The sequence below is a fragment of the Mucilaginibacter sp. GW821-FHT07H05 genome (genome assembly GCF_059418485.1).
In genome coordinates this window covers 185,486-204,449 of sequence record NZ_JBWKPY010000005.1, presented here as the reverse complement: position 1 = coordinate 204,449, position 18,964 = coordinate 185,486, and the positions used below count along the sequence as shown (strand labels likewise).

At 46.2% G+C, this 18,964-nt stretch carries 11 protein-coding genes; 2 read left to right on the top strand and 9 right to left on the bottom strand.

The window, feature by feature from the left end:
• Nucleotides 1–69: 69 nt before the first annotated feature.
• The 6 genes from AC07M6_RS14905 to AC07M6_RS14880 form a co-directional block, all read right to left on the bottom strand.
• Nucleotides 70–363: a co-chaperone GroES gene (locus tag AC07M6_RS14905; protein ID WP_494890714.1), complete on the bottom strand. Its 294-nt coding sequence runs from the start codon at nucleotides 361–363 to the stop codon at nucleotides 70–72.
• A 581-nt stretch (nucleotides 364–944) separates the two neighbouring features.
• Complete coding sequence (gene secG, locus AC07M6_RS14900; protein WP_494890712.1) at nucleotides 945–1,292, bottom strand: preprotein translocase subunit SecG; 348 nt, start codon at nucleotides 1,290–1,292, stop codon at nucleotides 945–947.
• Between the two features lie 12 nt (nucleotides 1,293–1,304).
• Nucleotides 1,305–3,101 (bottom strand): hypothetical protein, encoded by a 1,797-nt coding sequence (locus AC07M6_RS14895; protein WP_494890710.1) that lies wholly within the window; start codon nucleotides 3,099–3,101, stop codon nucleotides 1,305–1,307.
• A 21-nt stretch (nucleotides 3,102–3,122) separates the two neighbouring features.
• A complete protein-coding gene (gene lptE / locus AC07M6_RS14890) occupies nucleotides 3,123–3,656 on the bottom strand; it encodes an LPS assembly lipoprotein LptE (protein WP_494890708.1) in 534 nt (177 codons plus the stop codon).
• Between the two features lie 13 nt (nucleotides 3,657–3,669).
• The gene (locus AC07M6_RS14885) at nucleotides 3,670–4,929 is read right to left on the bottom strand and encodes a sigma-54 interaction domain-containing protein (protein WP_494890706.1); all 1,260 of its coding nucleotides are present in this window, start codon (nucleotides 4,927–4,929) and stop codon (nucleotides 3,670–3,672) included.
• 42 nt (nucleotides 4,930–4,971) lie between these two features.
• On the bottom strand, nucleotides 4,972–6,537 hold the full coding sequence (locus tag AC07M6_RS14880; RefSeq protein WP_494890704.1) for a MiaB/RimO family radical SAM methylthiotransferase: 1,566 nt from the start codon (nucleotides 6,535–6,537) through the stop codon (nucleotides 4,972–4,974).
• A gap of 367 nt (nucleotides 6,538–6,904) precedes the next feature.
• Here AC07M6_RS14880 and AC07M6_RS14875 point away from each other — a divergent pair, with 367 nt between their 5' ends.
• Entirely contained in the window at nucleotides 6,905–8,770 is a 1,866-nt protein-coding gene (locus AC07M6_RS14875; RefSeq protein WP_494890702.1) for a hypothetical protein, read from the top strand.
• 2 nt (nucleotides 8,771–8,772) lie between these two features.
• Nucleotides 8,773–10,608 carry a hypothetical protein gene (locus AC07M6_RS14870; protein ID WP_494890700.1) on the top strand — a complete coding sequence of 612 codons (1,836 nt, stop codon included), beginning with the start codon at nucleotides 8,773–8,775 and terminating at the stop codon, nucleotides 10,606–10,608.
• On the opposite strand, the gene AC07M6_RS14865 is transcribed toward AC07M6_RS14870, so the two are convergent.
• The 3 genes from AC07M6_RS14865 to ruvA form a co-directional block, all read right to left on the bottom strand.
• The gene (locus AC07M6_RS14865) at nucleotides 10,609–11,109 is read right to left on the bottom strand and encodes a YcxB family protein (RefSeq protein ID WP_494890698.1); all 501 of its coding nucleotides are present in this window, start codon (nucleotides 11,107–11,109) and stop codon (nucleotides 10,609–10,611) included.
• Between the two features lie 110 nt (nucleotides 11,110–11,219).
• Entirely contained in the window at nucleotides 11,220–18,266 is a 7,047-nt protein-coding gene (gene sov, locus AC07M6_RS14860; protein WP_494890696.1) for a T9SS outer membrane translocon Sov/SprA, read from the bottom strand.
• Between the two features lie 26 nt (nucleotides 18,267–18,292).
• Complete coding sequence (gene ruvA / locus AC07M6_RS14855) at nucleotides 18,293–18,877, bottom strand: Holliday junction branch migration protein RuvA (RefSeq protein ID WP_494890694.1); 585 nt, start codon at nucleotides 18,875–18,877, stop codon at nucleotides 18,293–18,295.
• Nucleotides 18,878–18,964: the final 87 nt, after the last annotated feature.

The following is an 18,964-nucleotide window of genomic DNA, read 5'->3' as shown; positions in this document are numbered from 1 at the left end:
GATTTCACAGATTTTAATTTAATTATCTCTTTTGCACATCTGCATATACGCACATCTGCACATTTAAAATTACAGAACTACGTAAATGTCAGATTCCCTCATGATCAGGTAATCCTTGCCTTCTAATGTAAATTCCTGGCCGGCAAACTTTCCGTAAAGTACCTTGTCACCAACTTTTACTGTAATCGGAACTAAAACACCGGTTTGCTCGGCATATTTACCGGGACCAACAGCTACCACTGTGCCGCGTTGAGGTTTCTCTTGTGCAGTTTCAGGGATGTAGATACCTGAGGCAGTTTTTGTTTCAGCCGGAGCAGCTTCTATTAATATCCTGTCTCCAATAGGTTTAACGTTTAACGACATAACTATAATTATTTTATTTAGATTTTAATTTCCTTAACCTTATTCACATCAATTATGCCAAGCAAGGTAATTGAATAATAATTGTCAGCAAAACTGTTTTATTGTCAGATTTAGGATAAGCGCTGGTTTAGCACTTCATTTTAATTTAACATGCCGTGTCAGGTTGGCAGGTTGGGGTGTGTATCTCTTTTGTGCCGATGAACCGATTGTTGGTATGGTAATCGTAGTGTTCGGAAGAATTTCAACAGGGGCGTAGCCCCGTTCTATTTTGTAGCAACGGATTTCAATCCGTTGGAAATTATGCCTAAGGAACAACAAGAACCTTCGGTTCGGCCCATTTAAACAACTCGCCAAAAATCTGTCGTGCCTATGGCACTGTGCGTACATACAACCACAATCAACGGGTTAAAACCCGTTGCTACAACATTTCCGAACCGAAGGCTCTTAATAGCAGTTTTCCTGAACGGTTATGTTAACAACGTTAACACCTCCTTGTAATTAATCCGCCCTTTGCAAAAAATATTACCCACAAAAAAAGGCCCCGGTTACCCGAAGCCTTTTAAAAATATCTTATACCAAACTTATTTCTTAGTGGTATCAGCCGGTTTTTGTACCGGTGGGATTAAACCCGAGCCTGAAGTTGGCGCGGTTGGTTTTGATGCTTTCTCGATCAATTCTTTGTTAACCGAATCTTCTTTAGCGCTGCCGCTTTTGGCGGTTACGTTAATAGCTAACGATAATACCATTAAAGTGATAGCCAATACCCAGGTACCTTTTTCAAGGAAATCGCCGGTTTTTTGCACACCCATTAATTGCGATGAAGCTGAAAAATTTGATGACAAACCACCGCCTTTAGGATTTTGTATCAGCACAATAAATCCTAACAACACACAAACAATAACAGCGATAATCACTAATAAAATGTACATTTCTATTTAATATTAATTCGTTTTCTTTTCTAAAATTTCAATACGGGATGCAAAGTAACGGCTTTTTTCCGGAAATTTCAACATTAATTTTTTGTAAGTAGCTATTGCTTTAGGGAATAGCATCTGGTCGGCATAAATGCGGGCCAGGGTTTCGGTTACCAGGTCGTTACTGTCTTCCGAGCTTTTCTTGGCCTTATTCTCCGAATCCAGTTTTTCGCCAACCGGCGGATGGATATGCGGATCTTCGGTTATAAAACGCTGGATGATGCGGTCTTCCTTGCTTTGCATGTCAAACTCTATGGTTTGCGCGGCGGCATCGGCAGTCAGCTCATCAACGGTTGACAGATGGAATATATTTTCAAAATACTGCTGCTGTAACTCGTCTGTTTTGGGCTTGTCCGCCTGCCTGGCCATTTGGTTATTTGCCGGTGCCTTAACATAAGGCTGGTACAAGGTGCCGTGTTCCTTACGGGTTTTATCCAGCCACCACATAAAGGTATACGGCATTTTTTCATCGTGATATTTGGATATATCATGATGCGCGTGGCTTTCCGCCGGGGCTGGTTCAGTAAACTGCGGGGCCGGCTGCTGCGCAGATTCGGCTTCGGTTTTTTTGTTATCGCCAAAAGCACGGTCGAACGTGAAGTAATCGGTAGCGGCAATATTGCCCATAATCAGCCTGTCGGCTTCATCATGCGCGGCGGGCCGGGCTTCTTCCGTATCAGCAACCGGGTCCTGATATATGGTTTCAGTTTCAGGCTCTTCGTATACCGGGCCGGTAGGCTCGTCGAAGTTATAAGCGGCCTCAAACAAAGCGGCTTCATCGTGCTCTGCCACACCCTCGCCGGTATTTTGAGCAATTTCAATCTCGTCTATACCGGTTATTTCGTCATAAACTTCTTCTTCTATCCCCGCTCCTTCATCCGCTATAACCGTTTCGGGGGTATCATACGGTGTTTCCGGTTGTATAACGGCCTGCGCGGCATACTCATCTTCCAATTCTTCCCATGGCGCACGCTCGGGAGTTTTAGTCTCTTCCAAATCTCCCCCGGCAGCCTCTTCCTCTGTTTCTAACTCCCAGATAGGTGTTTCAGCAGGAGCTTCGGCTATGGGTGCAATTTCTTCATGGGTTTCTTCCGCTATTTCTAAATCCCAAACAGGGGTTTCAGCAATATGCTCTTCGGCTTTTTCTTCTTCCCAGGGTGCAGTAGCTTCGGGTGCTTCTGCATACGGACCGGGTTCATCCCCTTCCTCGTCCATTTCCCATGGGGCGCGGCCTAATGGTTCGGTAGCCTCGTCTGCGTTACCCGCGGCAGTGGTGGTTTTTGAAAGCTCTTCCTGTTCTGGCGTCTTATCTTCCTGTGCAGGTTGAGATGAAGTTTCTCCCGGCCATTCAATATTCAGCACATCGGGGAAACCCAAAGGCTGGTCTGTTAAAATTTCGTTGCCGGTTTTTTCCGGTGCCTGATCATTCCCTTCAGCAAATGCGGTGGCTTCATCTTTATAGGATGCCTGCCCGTTTGCGTATTGGGCTGCTGATTGCTGGATCAGCTGGGCCTTATCAACCGCTAATAAATTATCGTGATTGTTCACCAGTTTGTGCAGCGCGCGGCCATCGAAATAGGCGGCGGCGGTTACCGGGTTTACATCATTTGTGGCCCGTACATACAGCGCACGGAACAAACCCGACTGCGGATACGAGCTTACCAACTCCTGTAAACTACTGGCATAGGCGTTGCCGGTATCGGCCGGATTGGCCAATAGCTTCAATAAAATTTCTTTCTGCCTGTTATTTAAATGCTCATCCACGGGGTTGAAGCTACGAATTGCTTACCAATCTGCAAAAGCCTTATTAAAAATATCTTCAGTTAGCTGTTTGGTAATGTTTAATATTAATGCCTGTTCCTGCGATGCGATGTCGCCGGTAAAGTCGGCCGTCCTTACAAATTCCTGTTCAAATCCTTCGGCATGTTCCAGCCCTTTTTTGGTTTTATCTACCTGGTACTTAACTTTAACCGTAATACTTAAACGGCTGGCATTGGCTATTGGCGGGGCGTTACTGTTACCTGTAGCCTGTACCGATACCGGCACAATGGTATAACCTACAATTGCGCCCGAAAAACTCGCGTCGGCTGCGGTTCCCCTTACAATACTTAGGCGGGTTTGCGACCGGATACGCTGCTTTAAAGCTTCGGTAAAGTTTTGGCTTAGGTTATTTACCACCAACAGGGCGTTGTTGTCAAAGTATTCCACATTAATAGTTTTCATTTCGAGTGGAACTGATGAACCGTTAAGCGTAACAGCGCACGATGAGTACATGCCTACCACTACAAATAAAACCAAAACGGAAATAACCCTTTTCATGCCTGATATTACCTTACAAATTTAATTCCTTTATTTTCCGGTATAATGTCCTTTCGGATATACCCAGTTCCTGCGCGGCCAGTTTACGCTTGCCTTTATGCTTTTTAAGGGCCTTGCGTATCAGGTCCGATTCCTTTTCTATCAGCGATAACGATTCCTCTACCTCTTCGGCGTTTTGAGTAATGTTATAATGCTCATTGCCATTATTAATGCTGCCGGCATTGTTATTAACGGGTTGTTGCAGGGTAAATTGTGGCGCTTCGCGATGATCGTTTGCCGGTAATTCAATATCGCGGTATAACTGGTTAATGGTTTGCGAGTGGTTGCTGTAATTAGCGGCCACGCCGCCATGTTCAATGATATCGGCCACCAGTTTTTTCAGCTCCACCATATCGCGCTTCATATCAAACAATACTTTGTACAAGATGTCGCGTTCCGAAAAATCTTCTTTGGGCTGATTATCCAACCGCATGGGCAGGTTACGCTGGTTATTTTCCAGCGGGATATAGGTCATCAGCGTTTGCGCGGTAATGGTACGGTCGCGTTCTAAAACAGCCAGTTGCTCGGCAATATTTTTGAGCTGCCTTACGTTACCCGGCCACGAATAATTGATGAGCACCTCGCGCGCGGCATCGTCCAACTGGATGGGCGGCGTACGGTATTTATCGGTAAAATCTGATGTAAATTTCCTAAAGATCAGGTAAATATCCTCCTTCCGATCGCGTAAGGGCGGTATTTTAAGGGGGACGGTATTTAAACGATAGTACAAGTCCTCGCGAAATTTACCATTCTTCACGGCCTCAAAAACATCCACATTGGTGGCGGCTATTACACGCACGTTGGTTTTCTCTACCTTTGATGATCCTACTTTGATAAACTGTCCCGATTCCAGCACGCGTAACAAGCGCGCCTGGGTACCCAGGGGCATTTCGGCAATCTCATCTAAAAATATAGTACCGCCGTTTACGGTTTCGAAGTATCCTTTACGTTCGCCAACGGCGCCGGTATATGCCCCTTTTTCGTGGCCGAACAGTTCCGAGTCGATCGTCCCTTCAGGGATAGCGCCGCAGTTCACCGCTATAAACGGCCCGTGCTTACGCGGACTCATCTGATGGATGATATGCGAGAAAACCTCTTTACCGCTACCGCTCTCCCCTGTTATCAGTACAGAAATATCGGTAGGTGCAACCTGGTTAGCAATATGTATAGCCCTGTTCAGTAAAGGCGAATTGCCGATAATGCCAAAGCGTTGTTTTATTTCTTGTGTTTCCATTAGCCCCCCTGCCCCCTAAAGGGGGAGTAAAGCCCGCAAAACCTAAACAGGATTTGAGGCAGTGTATATATTATTTTCAAGAAGCCCTTCTGCTCCCCCTTCAGGGGGCTGGGGGGCTTCAACTATTCTTCCTATCAACGTAGCAGTAGTGCATTTTTCTACTAATACATTGGCGTATTGTCCTGGTTTGTATCTTTCATCCACCGGGAAAATCACCATGGCATTTTTATCGCTGCGTCCGGCGTAATCCTTGTCTGATTTTTTAGAGAAGCCTTCGATCAGTACCCGTTGCACTTTGCCCACTTCGCGCTGTGTGTTTACGTGCGAGTAATGCTGCTGTTTAGCAATTACTTCGCGTAACCGGCGGCTTTTCACCTCTTCGGGGATATCATCCTCGTAACGTTTGGCAGCTAAAGTACCCGGGCGTTCGGAATACATGAACATGTAGGCAAAATCGTACTGCACATAATCCATCATGCTTAGCGTGTCCTGGTGCTCCTCCTCGGTTTCGGTACAAAAGCCGGTAATGATATCGGTAGATATGGCACAACCCGGAATAATGCGTTTAATGGCATCTACCCGTTCCATATACCATTCGCGGTCGTATGTACGGTTCATCAGTTCCAGCACGCGGCTGTTGCCCGATTGTACCGGCAAATGGATGTAGTTACAAATATTATCGTATTTAGCAATGGTGTACAGCACATCATCCAAAATATCCTTGGGATGCGAGGTAGAAAACCGCACCCGCAGCTCGGGACTGATGAGGGCTACCATTTCTAAAAGGTTGGCGAAGGTAACCACCCCCACCCCTCCTAAATCCTCCCCGAGGGGGAGGATTTCGCCCTCCCGCATTTCAGAACCCTCTCCTTCGGAGAGGGCAGGGTGAGGTTTCTTATATTTATACGAATCCACATTCTGCCCCAGCAAGGTTACCTCGCGGTAGCCGGCGTTAAACAGGTCGGTACATTCTTTTACGATGGACTGAGGTTCGCGGCTGCGCTCGCGGCCACGGGTAAACGGTACCACGCAAAACGAACACATATTATCGCAACCGCGCATAATGGATACAAAGGCGTTAATGCCATTGCTGTTTAAACGCACAGGGTTGATATCGGCATAAGTTTCCTCACGGGATAATAACACGTTTACGGCTTTTTGCCCGCCGTCTACCGTATCTATCAGGTTGGGCAAATCGCGGTAAGCATCGGGGCCAACTACTACGTCAACCAGTTTTTCCTCTTCCAGGAACTTTGATTTCAGGCGCTCGGCCATGCAGCCCAATACACCGACAATCATACCCGGGTTTTTCCCTTTAGCTACCTTAAATTCTTTCAGGCGGTTGCGCACCCGCACTTCGGCATTCTCGCGGATGGAGCAGGTGTTAATAAACACCACATCGGCGTTATTAAAATCCTTGGTGGTTTCAAAACCGCTATCCTGCAAAATGGAAGCTACGATCTCGCTGTCCGAAAAATTCATGGCGCAGCCATAACTTTCAATATAAAGTTTCCGTCCGCTATTTTTCCCCACAACAGGCTCCAGCATTAAAGCTTCACCCTGCCTTTCCTCATCATGCGTTTTATCCGGGATAACTAAATCAATCATTTTTTAAAACTTAAGCCCGCAAAAATACACATTCTTTTAAATAAAGCGTGACAGTTTGTCAGCCAATTGCAGTAAAACACGTTAACCACAAATACGACAATCATTTGACCAGGAAATTTTGTTGGTCAAGGGGTTAACACGACTTAACATAATTCAAGTATAATTTTATATAAATAATTCATAACCAACATTTTAACTTTTTAGTGTGTTAACCCTAAAACACATTTTTTTTTGACGCAATAAGCCCCTTTCGGGCGTTTATGCATCTAAGCCTACCTTAAAAACCTTTTTAACGCGTTTACCTGTAGCTATTAACAAAATCCAAAGTTTGTTGTTATACAACAGTAACTTAACCTATCTTAACTACATGGAAACAGGCCATATTACCAAAAAAGGAATGCCCCGCTGGCCTCTTATCCTTACATTGATCATCATTTTAATAGTAGCCGGCGCCTACTATGCTTATCAAAAGTACCTGGCCGGCGATAAGTGGAAACCCCTGCTGCAAGCACAGCTAAAAGAACTTGTGGCCAGATCATCCGACAGTTTATACCATATCGAATATTCAGACTTCGACCTGAACATCACCTCCGGCGATGCCACCCTTACCGATTTTAAGCTGGTGCCCGATACCGCCGTTTACAATAAACTGGTAGCCCGTAAAAAAGCGCCCGACAACCTGTTCATCCTTTCGGTTAAAAAACTCACTATAAAAAACGTGGGTGCCAAAAAAGCCTACCAGCAAAAGATCCTGAATATTGATAACATCACTATTGATAAACCCAGCCTCACCATTGTTAACAAACGGCTGCCTTTTAACGATACGGTGAAGGTAGGCCGGCCACAAACGCCTTACGAGATCATTAAAAAAGTATTTAAACGGTTGCGTATCGATTCAATCGCCTTAAAGGATATCAGCCTTAATTATATCAATAAAAGCAATCCGGTTGCCAGGCATACCGCCATCAGGCATTTAGATATCAATATTTCCGATATCCAGATAGATTCGCTGTCATCGCAGGACCCTAACCGCTTTTACTATACCCGCGGCGTAGAGTTTACCCTGCACGATTACCGTATAGCTACCGCCGATAGCCTTTATTACATGAAGGTTAAACAGATGACATTCAGCACCGCGCAACGGAGTATGACGCTGGATGAGGCCGCGCTGACGCCACGCTACAGCAAAAAAGCTTTCTTTAAAAAGATAGGCCGGGCCGATGATCGTTTCGATCTGTCGTTTAAACGCATCGCGATCACTGACATCGACCTGCAGCGCTTCCTGCGCGATCAGAAACTATACGCCGGTTTATTGGATATCAGCGGCGGTAAGGTGGAGATCTACGCGGATAATCATTACAAAGGTAAAAAGACCAGCAAAATTGGTAAAGACCCCCATCAGCAATTACAAAAAATGGCGCTGGATATGAAACTGACAAAGTTGAACCTGCATAACACCAGCATTACCTATGCCGAGTCGGACGCTACATCAGGGTACACCGGGATCATCAACTTTGAAAATACCAGCGGTACTTTTTATAATGTAACCAACGATGCGGCCGCTAAAAAGCTGAACCCTTTTATGACCGCCCATATCCGCACCAAATTTTTAGGCCAGGCGCCTTTTACCCTTAACTTTAAATTTAATTTGAATGCAAAAAATGGCGCCTTCAATTACTCCGGTTCGCTGGGTGCTTTTGACGGGCGGATACTGGATAAACTGGTGCGGCCCCTGGCTTTGGTACACGTAAAATCGGCAGATATACAGAAACTGAATTTTAACGTGGATGCCAGCAACTATGGTGGCAAAGGGCACCTGGAGTTTTATTACCGGCACCTGAATGTAGATCTGCTGAAGAAAGATACCGGCAAAGTGGGACTGATAAAACAGGGCCTGGTATCAAAAATTGCCAATACTTTAATAATTGAGGATGATAACCCGGATAAAAAAGGTAATTTCAGGGCGGGCCCGATCAACCTGAAACGCGAGCCGACGGTATCGTTTTTCAGCTTTTTATACAAGGCCCTGCTGGATGGTTTAAAGCCAAGTGTTGGCTTTGATAAAACTACCGAGAATAAGGTGAATACGGCCGTCATCAAAATCGGTCATGTAATAGATAAGTTTAACCAGTTTAAAGAGCAACGCAAAAAACGCCGCGATGAAAAGAAAAAGGCGAAGGAACTCCAAAAACAACAGGAAGAACAAAATAAAAAAGAAAACAGTCCTGATTAATAATGAAGCTTAGGTTTTTAAAGCACAGGTGGGAGCGCGTAACCGCACGCGTAGTGATCATTATCGCCGCTATTGTGCTGGCAGCCGGCTTGTTCATTAACCTATATTTTTCGCCCATATTGGGCCGCACTGTTAAAAGCACGGTACTCAGCAGTTCGGATAGCTTATACCAGATCAACTTCACCAGGGCCGATCTGCATGTGTTTCAGGGAAAGATCGTGATCTTTAATATCGACCTGATGCCCAATATGGCGGTGTATAATCAACTGAAAAAAAACCATACCGAGCCCAATAACCTTTACCGCCTGCACATCAAAAAACTGGTGCTTAAGCGCATCCATCCGTTCAGGTTATACTTTAAAAAGAAGCTGGATATTGGCGAGATCGTATTAAGCGCGCCCGAGTTGCAGATCACCTACCAGCTTAACCGCACCAAAGACACGACTGAAAAAGATACCCGTACACTTTATCAGCGGATAGCCAAAACATTAAAATCGGTACATGTGGGGCGTATTGGCCTTAACGATGTAAAGTTTAAGTACGAGGATCACAGCGGCAACAAGGTAGTTATATCCGAACTAAAGGAAATGAACCTGAGCGCTGCCGATCTGCTCATCGATTCGGCAACGATGACCGACAGGAGCCGTTTCTTGTATTGCCGCGATGTGGTTACGGAGATCAATAACTTCAACGGCAAAACGCTTAACGGATTGTACCGCTATAAAATGAAGCTGCTTACGCTATCTACCCGCACCGCGCAGCTAAATGGCCAGGATATTAACCTGGAGCCGATAGACCCGGATGGGTTCTTCTACAAAAGCAGTCACGACCGCTTTACCATGCATATAGATTCGCTGCAGCTTAATCATTTTGACTTTTTAAGCTACCATAAGTATCGCAGTTTCAGCGCCGGGAGTTTGATATTAACCGGTGGCCGGCTGGGTATATACAGCAACCCGATGCTTAAAAAGCTGCTGCAAAAGGCCACGCTGCAAACCGACCGCGCGCCTACATTTCCTAATGCCGGTATCTACAAATTAAACAGCAATCTGAAAATTGATTCGGTATTGCTGAAACGTATTGACGTAACCTATACCGAACTGAACGCCAGATCGCGCAAAACGGGTTATGTGAGCTTTAACCAAACCAGTGGCAAGGTTTTAAACCTGGCTACCAACGCCGATGCTTTGCAAAAAAACAAGTATTGCGATATTAACCTGCGCACTTATTTTATGAACAAGGGCCAGTTGGATGTAGCCTTTCAATTTAATATGGCCGATGACAACCTGGCCTATAGCTATAGGGGGCACCTGGAGCCTGTTAACCTGCAGGTGGTGAACCCGGCAGCTATGCCCTTAGCTATGGTAAAGATCACTTCGGGCAAATTAAACAGTTTTGATTTTGATATCCGGGCTGATAGAAACGCCTCAAAAGGCAGGGTATCTATCCTGTACAACGATCTTAAGATCAGACTACTAAGGCCGGACACCGTACGAAAGCAGCTCAAACGCATGACCATCGAATCCATGTATGCCAATATTTTTATCCTGAAACATAACAACCCCGACTATGAAGGCGCACCCGCGCGGTCTTTTTTTGTAAATACTACGCGGCCAAAAGAAGACGCCTTTTTTAAAACCGTATGGAAAACGCTGTTAACCGGCATTAAATCGTGCGCGGGTTATGGTGAAAAAAAGGAACAGGAAGTAAAAAGTAAATTGGCCGACCGCGCCATTCAAAAGGCCGAGCGACAGGTTAAAAAAGCGGAACGCAAAGCCCACCGGGAAGAAAAGAAGCGGGCAAAAGAGGAGCAAAAGCGATTAAATAAAGAAGAGTAGCTATTTGAAATAAGCCTTCACCCCATTCTCTTTTACTATTTCTTTAAACCGGGCCATATCTGTATCCGATTCAAACCCATTTTTGGGCAGGTAGCGAAATTGGGATGCGGAATTAAACAGCAGGAAATAATTATCCTTTTCAACCACTTTATTAATCAGTTTCCAATTGGTTTTATTGCTGGTATCGGGGGCTATCCCTTCAATGCCTTCATCGGTAATGTAGTAGGTAATGCCCTCGCGCAATACCGGCGATGTGAGCATGTTCCGCTTACAGCCGAACCATATTATCGCCGGCATAATGATGCCATAAATAACAATTACAGCAGTAATGGCGCCCAGTTCGGACGCCCAACTAAAATCCTGGTCCAGAAATATAAAAACGTTAATACAGGCAAATACAATTAATAAGCTGATCAGCTTTTTGGGCCTGTAATAAACAAGCAGCGCAATCTGATAATAAGTTTTAAGATCTAATTTGGCTTTTACGGTGACAGGTTCCATGTGCCTAATTTAGAAAAAAGTCTGAAAGACAGAAAGTCCGAAAGTCCGAAAGATTATCTGCGCATTTCTAATCATTTGCACATCTGCACATACGCACATTTGCACATCCGCTACTGCAATATCAGTTTCAAATTAACCCCAAAGTTGGTAACCGAGGTATTAAAGGTTTGCGAGGTATAGGGTTTGGTAATGTTCGAATCGTAGAAGATATTCATGGTGAACCGCTGGTTCAAAACATAATCAACCGAAGGGCGCATGGTGATATTTTGCTGGCCCGATGATATTTCGGCCGATTGCAGGTCGGCACGGTAAATGAGGGTTTTATTATCGCGCATGGCTACATCCAGCTTAAAGTTCATATCGTTATTCAGTTTTACATTACTGAACCAGCCAAACGGGAACCTGAAATGATTGGTACGATAACCCAGGCCAAACACCAGCGTATTTTCGTTTTGCTGCGCCAGCTGGCTATTGAGTAAGCTTAAACTTAAGGCCCGGCTTTTACGGAACTCAAAATTGGCGGTAACGGCATTTTTAAAGCGCACATTCATACCTATCAGCGGCACAAATGTTTCCAGCAGGGTTACCTGGGTAAACTGATAGCCCGGTAAAAAGTTACTGTTTACATCGCGGTTAACCGAGCTGCCGTTTAGTTCCTGGTAGCGCAGCAGCGAGCTGAAGCTGTTTACCGCGTATGTTGAGCGGTAACCATGCGAAATATCAAAGCCATCAAAAATATCGCTTAAGAACGGCAACCGGCTTAAGCCCATATACCTGATATCCCAGTTAGGGATGGGGATAGACGGAAAATTATTCAGGCTTACTTTATTAGGGTCTTTACCCGAGTAAGCCGCCAGGAAGGCCGGTACCAGCACATCCTGCGATGTTGATCCGTAACCATCATAAAAGCCGGTAGTGGCATCCAGCCCGGTTGAGTTAGCATTTTGCCGGCCTAAACGCTGCGAGATTACCTGCCGGGCTTCTAAAAATTTTTGAAACACCCCCGATTTATTATCAATACCATAAGGTTTTGCAAAGGCGGTACCCAGCGTCATGTAGGATATGCTGTAGCTACCCGAGGTGATCGGACTTAAATTATCGAAGCCGCCATTAGCGGGCAGGTATTTAAAGTTGCTTTGATAATCGCGCTCCTGCTGGCGTTTGGCAATAATATCTATCCGCAGGTCTTTAAACGGCTCAATGGTGCTTTTAAAATCTATTACTTCGTTAAGCGTAGTGGTATACAGCTGGTTTTGCAGGGTATCGGTTGATAGCCATCCGTTTCGCAATGCCTTTGGCCTGATATCGGCCTGGCTGCCTAACAAAAAGCCCAGGCCCGGCGCGCTGTAATCCAGGTCCTGCCCAAACAGGTTTGATTTTGGCAGGTATCCCGGCAAGGTAGTCCCTTCGTTACGGGTGTACGATCCGGTTACGGTTTTAATGCTGGTCAGCAAACCCATCATTACCTTTTTAAGTCCGCTTTGCTCCTCGGGTTTGGCATTCATATTACGGATACCGCGGAATTTGTTGTAAAGGCCAATAAAATTAAGCGTTGGGTTTAACTTGATACTGCGCTGGTTATTAATGGTATTGCCCACATTATAAACAGGCGAATTAATAGCAAATGCCGGTTGCGATTGCCAGTAAAAACTGGTGGTATAAGTGGCAATCATACTGGTCCACTCCAAACCGGGCAGCTTGCTAATAGGCGTGGTGTAGGTAAAGTTAATGGTATGGTTATAGTTGGTGGTGCGGCCCAGCCTTTTCAGGTTTTCCCAAAGGGTATCGCGTTTAAGGCCGTTAATGCGCCCGGCGGGTTCGTCAACCACGGCCAGGTTGGTAGCATCAATATCCATGGTCAGCGATTTGGATAAATTCCAGCCGATGCCGTAAACACGGGTAATATTAAAGTTTTTGTTAAATGTGGTTGGGATAGGGATATAATTATTAGGATCGTTATTACGGATGGTATTTTCAGAATAAAAACGGTCGAAACTGATCTGGAAACCTAATCGCGACGGCAACAGGCTATAATTAATATCGCGGAAGATGGCCAGCATATTGCTCTTGATCTTACTGAAAGGCGTGTAATACTTTGGCTGATTGCTGTAATTATAAGCAAACTGCGCCCGGTAGGTTTTTTGCAGCTCGCTTTGCACGTTAAAATCGTGGTGCTCATACGCCGTGTAAGCATAGGTAGCGCTCAGGTTCTCCACATCCCATATATGCGCTTTTTTTGCTACATCCCGGGTTTTATGGATATTGGTAAAGTTGATGCTTTTGCGGATGGTATAATCAATAGCGGCGTTTTTGATCGAGTCGCGGATCTGTTGATTGGTGGCATTGGCCAGGGTTTGTTTCAGTTCCACATCGGGCATGGCCGGGTCATACTGCGGCATGCTGGTTTGGGTAGATACGTTGATGTACATCGGGATATGGATCCCCTTTTTATCCGGGAAGAATTTGCCCAGCTCCATACTGGTAGATATATCATAGCTTTGGTTATCGCTGCGGCTGCGTTCGTTCAGGCGCTGATCTATCGACCCGAAACCGATGGTACTTTTGCTGCCTAATACGGTAAAATCGGCAAAATCAGCCAGCTTGGCGTTAAACCGGCCTAATGCCGCCCAACCGCCGCGCTGATCAAAATCGGTTAAGCGCATCTCGTTAAACCAAACAATGGCTGTTTTATCCAAACCGTCATCCCCCACCGATATGGATGTTTTTAGCGGGTTACGTACACCCAGCATAATGGCGCGCAGCCGGCTCAGGTCGGGCTGGCCTTTTATGGTAATGCGGTTTTTGCCGTCGGTAATGGTAAAAGGCACCGTTAGCGGCCAGGCCTGGCCGTTTAGCTTGGCTACGTTACGCGCCAGCTTGGCTTTGGTCAGCAAGGCCAGTTCAATATCCATGGCGTTGGCATCGGGCCAAATGGCGGCTGGGTCGCTGGTATTGGGGTGCGTTACGGTTAAGGGCACCTCGTATTCGTAATAGTTATCCTGGTAATCCACACCCAAACGGATAAAGGCATTCAGGTCATTATCCTTCAGCTGATCGCCCTCGGCATGGATAAACAGCTGCAGCCGCTTGTACTGCCGCAAATCATTATTAAATGTTTTAAAAGCCGCGCGCGAATAGCCATCCCGTAGGTTTTTAACCGAAAGGGACAGCGATTGCTCGTTTAAACGGGTATCGGTACGCAGGTTGTTATAATCGCGCTGGCGGTCTATCCCCGGCGGCAATACATACGGGATAGGTGTACGCGTTCCATTTTCCTCGATATTTACCGTACCCACATCCAGGGTCGAATTATCCAGCGGCGCGTTAATGATGGCCGGATCGGCAATTACTTTGGTGGCGTTATTCTCGGCATTATAGTTACGCCATTCGCCACGCACCAATTGCAGGGTAGCAAAGCGCATCACAGCGGTATCGGCAAAATTGGTGGTAAACATGCGGATAAAGCGGATAGATTTAAAATCCTGGATGTTACCATACTTGGCGGTGTAATTACTAATGGGGATACGGAACTGGTACCAGTTGACCGACGTAGTTGTACCATTTTGCAGTTTCACCTGCGAGGTTACCTTATCGGTGATAAAGTTCTGACCAATGATCAGGTCCTGCGGGCGCACGGATACTTTATACTGGAAGTACTCGTCGGCCTGGCTCATGTTATTGTCGCGGTTAATATCCTCACCATCGGGCAGCGATGTAGAGGCCGATGTAGCCAGGCCCAGTTCGGCACGCGATTGCTCGGCGGTTTTTGAGTTACCTTCCAGTCCATTATAACGGCTGTAACGCGCCAGTATCCCCGATTGCGCCTGATCTAAATTTGGCCCCTGGTAGTATTGATAATCATCTGATGCAGGGTCGGCATCCAGCGCGGCGGCGGCCTGCGGACTTAACTGCGCTTTGATCTGTTGTAAGATGGCTGCAAATTTCGCGCGTTCATCGGCATCGTTCAAACCGTCTAAACCCACATCCTGCAATAGGCGGGCGGCGGGGTTACTGTCAAAAGCATTAATTACAGGTTGCAGCTTAGGTACACGGCCCCAGTTGGTTTCATCTACCTTGCTCAGGTCGCCGTCAACGGGCAGGCCATTTTCTAAACTTTTACGGCCATCATACAAAATATCTTCAGACAGGTTCCCCAGGTTAAAATACAAATCCCCACCCTGCGATGCTGTTTTGTAAATGAAGGGGTCCATCATCCAAAACTCGATAAAGGCTACGTTCAACGATTCAAAATCGTTGGTTTCCAGCTTGCGGAAGATGCCGCCCCATCTGCTTTTAGGGTTTTGCAGCGTACCGTTATTATTAATACCGGTTGGCGTAAAGTTATATGGCCCGCGGATGGTTGGATAAAAAGCCAGATCGAAAGTTGGCAATATTAAAGCCTGGCCCGTAACCGATTGTTTGTAAGGGAACACTTCCTGCTCTAAAACCTGGCGCACGTAATGGTTGGATAGTTCGGTACGCGAGTTGGCCAGCGCCGGCGCGTTTGATCCCGACAGGTTATAAAATACCGGGTCGATATTATAAAAAGCCAGGCGGGCGCGGTTGTAGCCATAACTTAAATCGTTAAAATTTTTAGCCTCGGCAAATAATTGCGGAGTGCCGGAGATTTGCCAGTTAACCGCGCTTTTAATATCAATTACCGAGCGGCTGTTTTCAAAATCATCTAAATAGGAAGTCCCTTTTTTCGAACCCGCGAAGTTTAACGCGCTGGGTGTGCCCGGGTTTAGTTTGGCAAACTCACCGCTGATATTTACAGATGAGGGCGCTTTAGTTGTAAGGAAAGGCAGCTTATCCACCATCCTTGTCAGGAAACGGGACGACGAGCTGTAGTTGCCGTCGAAACCCCAAATGGTGTTGGAGATCGATTCGTCGCCTACAGTTTCCTTTTGCGTGATGGGCTGCTCGGTAAGGTGCATAATAGTAGCGCCCAGCGCCAGGTTTTTGCTGGCCCGGTAATCAAACCGCGATCCGTACAGTGATTTTTGCTGCACGCCAAACAGCTCGTTATTTTCAATTTTAACCGTTATGCTTTGTGCCGATTGCAGTATCGACTGGTTAATAATGGTGATAGACCCGGAGTTATAATCCATCGAATAATCCACCCCTTCCTGTAAAGTGAGGCTTCCGGCATTAACCACTACCGATCCCGGCGGGATATTAGTAGCATTCAGCTGATAGCGTGAGCCTGTTTGTGCCGAGTAGGTACCCTTAATTACATACCGGTTCAGCTGCGGGAAAAGCTGCTGGGCGATGGTCTTGGTCGAATCGTACAGCGGCTGATAGGTATACCGGCTAATCAGCGCCTGCTCGCCGGGTGCAAATTTCTTAGCCAGATCGGCCCCGAATGGTTCTACCACCGGGAACATGATGCGCCCGTTCTCCTTATCTATCGTAATCCCATCCAAAAAATCAAAATAGCCGTCGGGCTGCTTATTATTTTGCTGATCAAGGTTATCCACATCGGTCAGCTGGATCCAAAGCTTGCTTTTGGTATTCTGCCCTTCGTCCATAATAGTTTTCTCGATGTTGGATTTTTCGTCCAGCCGCGAGATCTGTAATTTAAAATTGCTGGGATTAATTTGGTAAGCGCCTAAGGAATAGATGTTTTTCATCATCAAATCCCAGGTAGGCAGCTTGGTTTTCAGCGTCTCGTTCTTCAGCAATTTGGTGAACAACACTTTGGGGTTAGCCGGGTCGACCGAAATATCGGTAGAGAATTCACCCACCTGGTATTCTACACCGTTATAAGTATAACGGTAAGCTACCGATAGCACCTCGTCATTATTCAGGGGGTAGTTTAAGGAGATATAACCCAATTGGGGATGCAAAACAAATTCCCGGTCGGTTAGCTTGCGGGCGTAGGTTAACTTGGCGTAGTTATCGGTACCGCCCGTAGTACCAAAATACTGTACAATATCGTTAGCGTTGGTTAGCCGCGCGTTGGCAGGCAGGTTGTTCAGCAAGGTATTGCTTCGCTGGGTAAAACCCGGACCGGTAAACCCGGCCGGCAGTCCCGAGAAGCCGGCACCGCCTTGTACCAATGTGGTGTTATAAGGCTTGTTTTCGCCCAGGTCAATCAGGCCCAGCACATCGCGCGAGTCGGTTGTGTTGTTGGTGCGGTTGGTGGTCCAAACCTCAATTTTGGTAATGGTGATGTTTGAACTGATGATAGGGATATTAGCCAGTGCCTTGTTATAATTATCGCGGAAGTATTGTGCTAAAAAGTAGTGCTTATTGGCTTCGTAATCAACCGGGGTCAGCCTGAAATCGTTAGTTTGGGCGCCGTTGGTAATGGTAATGGTTTTAGCCTGCGAACGTTGTTGCGAAAATATACTGGTGATATCCAGTCGCCCAAAGCGCAGCTTGGTTTTTACGCCGAACAGCGCCTGACTGCCTGTAATTAAACTGGTAGGCAGGGGCATACTTACGGTACCGGCTTCAATTTTTTGGATGATCTCGTCGGGGTGGCCGGTATAATCCAGCTTAATCTGGTTATCAAACTGGTATTGGGCATCGGTATTATAATTGGTTGATATTTTTAGCTTATCGCCGATATTACCCACCAGGTTCATCTGGATCCGCTGATCGAAGTTAAAGTTAAACTGCTTGCGCTGGTTAGTATTAAACAGCGGGTTTTGGTTGCTGTTTACCTGCCCGGCAAAAATCATCTCGGCCGTACCCTGCGGGCGGATATCAATTACACTGCTGCCGAATATCTGCTCGAAGGTGCGGCTGCGCACCTGTATCTGCGGGATAAAGCCCGGCTGCTGCGATTGATAGGCGTAGTTATCGCTCAGTTGCTTAAAGTAATTGCGCCGGCTTAGGGTTTGCTGCAGTTGCAGGTACTCCATAAAAGTGAGGTACTGCGGCGGGCGGTACATCATATTACCCACCCTTTGTATCAGCACATACTGGTTAGTGGCAACATCATACTCGATAGTGGTAACCAGGTTGGGCGGATCGGGCAAGAGGTATCCCCTGCGGGATTGCATATTGCGCGACTCGAATGGCTTAACGGGTACTTTAACTGTCAGTGAATCTTTAGGTTTGGTTTGAGCAAAAGCAGTGGTAACCCCGCATATAGCAAAGACCACTAACACACTTATCACCAGCCTGACAGTAAAGATTTTAACCAAGCAATCTTCTCAATAATGATATGTAATTATAAACTTTTCAGCGCAAATTTAATTAGTTGTTCAACCGTTAAATTACCGCCGTTTTTATTAATTTCCTGATCAAGTACCTTCTCTGCCGTATTACGTGCAAAGCCCAGCATCACCAGTGCCGATAGCGCTTCATCCTTAGCGGTAACCGTTACCGGCATGCTGATTAGGGTATCGGGGCCGTCCTTTTTCAGCTTATCCTGTAATTCCAGGATCATCCGCTGCGCTGATTTTGGCCCTATCCCCTTTATCCGCTGGATCTGCGATACATTACCGCCCACAATGGCCGCCTGTATCTCCTGCGGGGTAATAGACGACAAGATCATGCGGCCGGTGTTTGGCCCAATGCCCGAAACTGATATTAAATGTAAAAACAGGCGACGCTCGGCCTCCTCTATAAAACCATATAACGTATGCGCGTCCTCTTTAACGTGCAGCCATGTAAATAATTTACATTTTTCGCCCTCGCCCAGCTTTGAATAGGTATTTAACGAGATATTGATATGATAGCCTACACCGCCCGCGTCAATTACCACATAAGCAGGGCTTTTAAAAACTAATTTACCGTCGATGTATGCGTACATTCTTTTACTTTAAAGCAGAAAGCTAAAAGCACAAGGCTTAAAGCTTTCTCCAGTTGTTCATTTATTTCGTTTAATTAAGCTAAAAGC

What these genes read in the sequence shown, in the direction of transcription:
- AC07M6_RS14905 (WP_494890714.1), bottom strand. Translation starts at nt 363, where the DNA reads ATGTCGTTAAACGTTAAACCTATTGGAGACAGGATATTAATAGAAGCT.
- secG (WP_494890712.1), bottom strand. Translation starts at nt 1,292, where the DNA reads ATGTACATTTTATTAGTGATTATCGCTGTTATTGTTTGTGTGTTGTTA.
- lptE (WP_494890708.1), bottom strand. Translation starts at nt 3,656, where the DNA reads ATGAAAAGGGTTATTTCCGTTTTGGTTTTATTTGTAGTGGTAGGCATG.
- AC07M6_RS14885 (WP_494890706.1), bottom strand. Translation starts at nt 4,929, where the DNA reads ATGGAAACACAAGAAATAAAACAACGCTTTGGCATTATCGGCAATTCG.
- AC07M6_RS14880 (WP_494890704.1), bottom strand. Translation starts at nt 6,537, where the DNA reads ATGATTGATTTAGTTATCCCGGATAAAACGCATGATGAGGAAAGGCAG.
- AC07M6_RS14875 (WP_494890702.1), top strand. Translation starts at nt 6,905, where the DNA reads ATGGAAACAGGCCATATTACCAAAAAAGGAATGCCCCGCTGGCCTCTT.
- AC07M6_RS14870 (WP_494890700.1), top strand. Translation starts at nt 8,773, where the DNA reads ATGAAGCTTAGGTTTTTAAAGCACAGGTGGGAGCGCGTAACCGCACGC.
- AC07M6_RS14865 (WP_494890698.1), bottom strand. Translation starts at nt 11,109, where the DNA reads ATGGAACCTGTCACCGTAAAAGCCAAATTAGATCTTAAAACTTATTAT.
- ruvA (WP_494890694.1), bottom strand. Translation starts at nt 18,877, where the DNA reads ATGTACGCATACATCGACGGTAAATTAGTTTTTAAAAGCCCTGCTTAT.